Here is a 2,870-nt window from a genome sequence, read left to right as displayed (position 1 = left end):
GATATGGCACGCCGGCTGACTTCCAGTACTGCCTGATAGGTCGTTTCCTGACCGCGCAGCAGGGTAATGGCTTCCGCCATGTTCAGGTCTTCTCTTTTGGAAAGCAGACTGTTCAGCTCAATTTCAGTCTTATCAATCCCATCACTGGCTGCCTTCACCTGCCGCATTCGTGTGCCCAGCCCCGTGCGCTGCGCATCCACTGCGTCAAGCGCTGATTCTAACTGGGTAAAGGCCGTTTGTAAAGCATTCCGATCAAAACTGGCTGATTGCAGCGCATTGCGGGCAGCTATCAGTGATTCAACCAGCGGACGAAAGACGGGTTCTGCGGGCAGGTTCATCACCACCGACTGACCGGGCGCAATTGCGCGCTGTAAAAGGCCGTTATCCCCCTGATAGACGAGTGTATTCGGATCACTCATCACAAACGGCTGGGTGTGCAGCTGAAAACCGGCAAAAATGTATTCACCTTTGTGGGTCGAGTTCCCAATTTGAACCACTTGGGCAATCATGCCGTCAATTTCGGCAGCCAGCGCATGTTGGCGCTCATCGCTTCCCATGGTATCACTCAAACCGCGTGTGATCAGCCCTACCGCCCGCACACCAATCGTCTGTAATTGTTCGAGGCTGTAATCAGCGGCTTCCATCCACTCGCGGGTCAATTCGTTGGTGCTGCGGTAGGCTTGCAGGTTATTCAGTGTAGAACGCATGGTCAGACTTTGCGAGGTGTTCACTGGATCGTCGGAGGGGGACAGATTTTTCTTGCCGGCAGCAATTTTGCTTTGCAGGCGGGCGATTTGATCCATATTACCGGATAAATGAGCAATGGTATTGTTGATCATTCCTTGATGGGTTACACGCATGTTTTCATCCCTGCCTTTCCATTACCGCCCGACCAGGCCCAGCCCATTGATGATGCGATCCAGCATCTCGTCATACGCCGTCAGCACACGGGCTGCTGCTTGATAAGCGCGCTGCGCTTTGGCAAGATTTGCCGCTTCTTCATCCAGCGATACCCCCCCAACCGCCTCGCGCTGATCGTTGAGGGCTTTGGCAACCAGCCCATGAGTGCTACTATTTTGGGTGGCATTTTTGGTCAGTACGCCAAATGATGTGATTTGCCCGTTGTAATATTCATTGGGAGATACATTTCCCAGCCCGGCAATTGGCTGGTTACGCAATGCCGCAATGGCCATGGCAACCGCGTTGTTGCCCGGCTGCCCGGAATCATCGGCGGCTGCCAGGCTCTGAGCATCCACCGCTGCATTCAAACGCATGGTAATTGCATCTGTGCCGTTGAAGAGCGGTAAGCCGGTTGCTCCGTTCAACCCAAAACCGCTGCTGTGCAGGGCATTGACCTGTTGAATCATCTGACCTGCCAGCGTATTCAGTCCCTGAATCTGCTGCGGTATGACCTCATCGCGCACTTCCAAAATGCCTTTCAACGAGCCGCCAGCCAGATTGACCGTCTGCGGGGGTGTATCGGCCTGCCAGACCACTTCCACCATCGGGGTATCGCCGGCTTTCGGGCGGGTGGTCAGATGCAGCGCCTGTACCCCCATCACCAGCACATGCCCGCCAATCGAAACCATGACCTCGCCGTTTTTCTGCTCGTGGGCAACGGCGCCGGTCAATTCCGCCAAACGATCCAGAACCCGGTCGCGTTGATCCAGCAGGTCATTGGGGCGCTCGCCGGTGGAGAAAACGCGGGCAATTTCTTTGTTGAGGCGGGCAACTTCATCGGCATAGGCATTGACCTGTTCCACCTGACTGATCACCGCCTGGTTTTGATCGAGCCGGATTTGCTGGAGCTGCTCCCAGCGCCGGTTGAATCCCTCGGCCAGAACCCGGGCATCATCCAGCAAACTGACCCGCAGGCTGAGGTTGGCCGGGTCGCCCGCCAGATTCTGCCAGCTGTTCCAGAACTGATCCAGTTTGTTGATGAGACCATCCTGCGAAGTTTCCGCAAGAGTGGCCTCAATTTGCACCAGAATATCGCGGCGCGCCTCCCAGTATTTGGCGCTGGCCGAAACCGAGCGGTAGCGCCCGTCAAAAAATTCCAGGTTGAAGCGTTGAATCTGGGCAACCCGCACCCCACCGCCGCGCATACCTGCCCCCATCCCCTTGTGCGCTGCAAGGATGGGGGAAGGCACGGTTGCTTCCAAAATCGCCGATTGGCGGCGGTAACCCGGTGTGTTGGCATTGGCAACATTGTGCTCAATCACCTCAATGGTTTGAGCGTGTGCCAGTATGGCCTGCAGGGCAATGTGAATTCCTGAAGAGATTCCCGGCATTGACCCCTCCCTTCAGGCACGGTAGTCCATGCCAAAATTGGCAGCCTCCGCCGCCGGTCGGGCCTTGTAGGGCGGGGCATAAGCCGGCTCGGGCTGCACCACCCCAACCAGAAAGACCTGGGCGGCTTGCAGCCAGTCCAGACGGGTTACTGCCAGCGCCTGATTGTAATCATTCAACTGGCGCGCCTCTCGGGCAAGGCTGGTAATTCCCTCCACCAGGCGCGTAACGCGCCGGGCTTCACTCTCGTCCAGGTAAGGGAGCAGTTCGGCAATCGAGGTCTCATCCGATACAATTCCGCGCTCCAGAGCCAGTTTTTGCACGGCTTTGCGGCGGTTATCCTCCAATACTCCCAACCGGTCGAGCAGCACTTCTTTTTCTTCAACAATATTCATCAGGCTGTCACTGTTTTCCAGCAAGGCCTGACGCTCGCTCAGGGTCAATTCAATCAGTTGTTGAATCTGTCGAAACTGCTCAACCAGCGTGTCTTCCAGTTCAATCAGAACTTCGCAAAATTGATCGTGATTTACCATACCGTCTCTCCACTTGAGTCATCTATCAGGGCTTAAAGTAGGCTCGGG

Annotated in this window: 3 protein-coding genes; all 3 read right to left on the bottom strand. The window is 55.9% G+C overall.

What is annotated here, in order from left to right:
• Positions 1–860: flagellar hook-associated protein FlgL (gene flgL, locus VAE48_RS04935; protein WP_322792208.1), on the bottom strand; the 860-nt coding region annotated here is incomplete at its 3' end.
• Positions 861–881: 21 nt separating this feature from the next.
• On the bottom strand, positions 882–2,291 hold the full coding sequence (gene flgK, locus VAE48_RS04930; RefSeq protein ID WP_322792207.1) for a flagellar hook-associated protein FlgK: 1,410 nt from the start codon (positions 2,289–2,291) through the stop codon (positions 882–884).
• Between the two features lie 12 nt (positions 2,292–2,303).
• A complete protein-coding gene (locus VAE48_RS04925; protein ID WP_322792206.1) occupies positions 2,304–2,822 on the bottom strand; it encodes a flagellar protein FlgN in 519 nt (172 codons plus the stop codon).
• Between the last annotated feature and the right edge of the window lie 48 nt (positions 2,823–2,870).

Source organism: Bellilinea sp. (assembly GCF_034432615.1).
Classification (GTDB): domain Bacteria; phylum Chloroflexota; class Anaerolineae; order Anaerolineales; family Anaerolineaceae; genus Bellilinea.
Note: the sequence above shows the minus strand (reverse complement) of the source record. Positions and strands in the feature narration are given on the sequence as shown.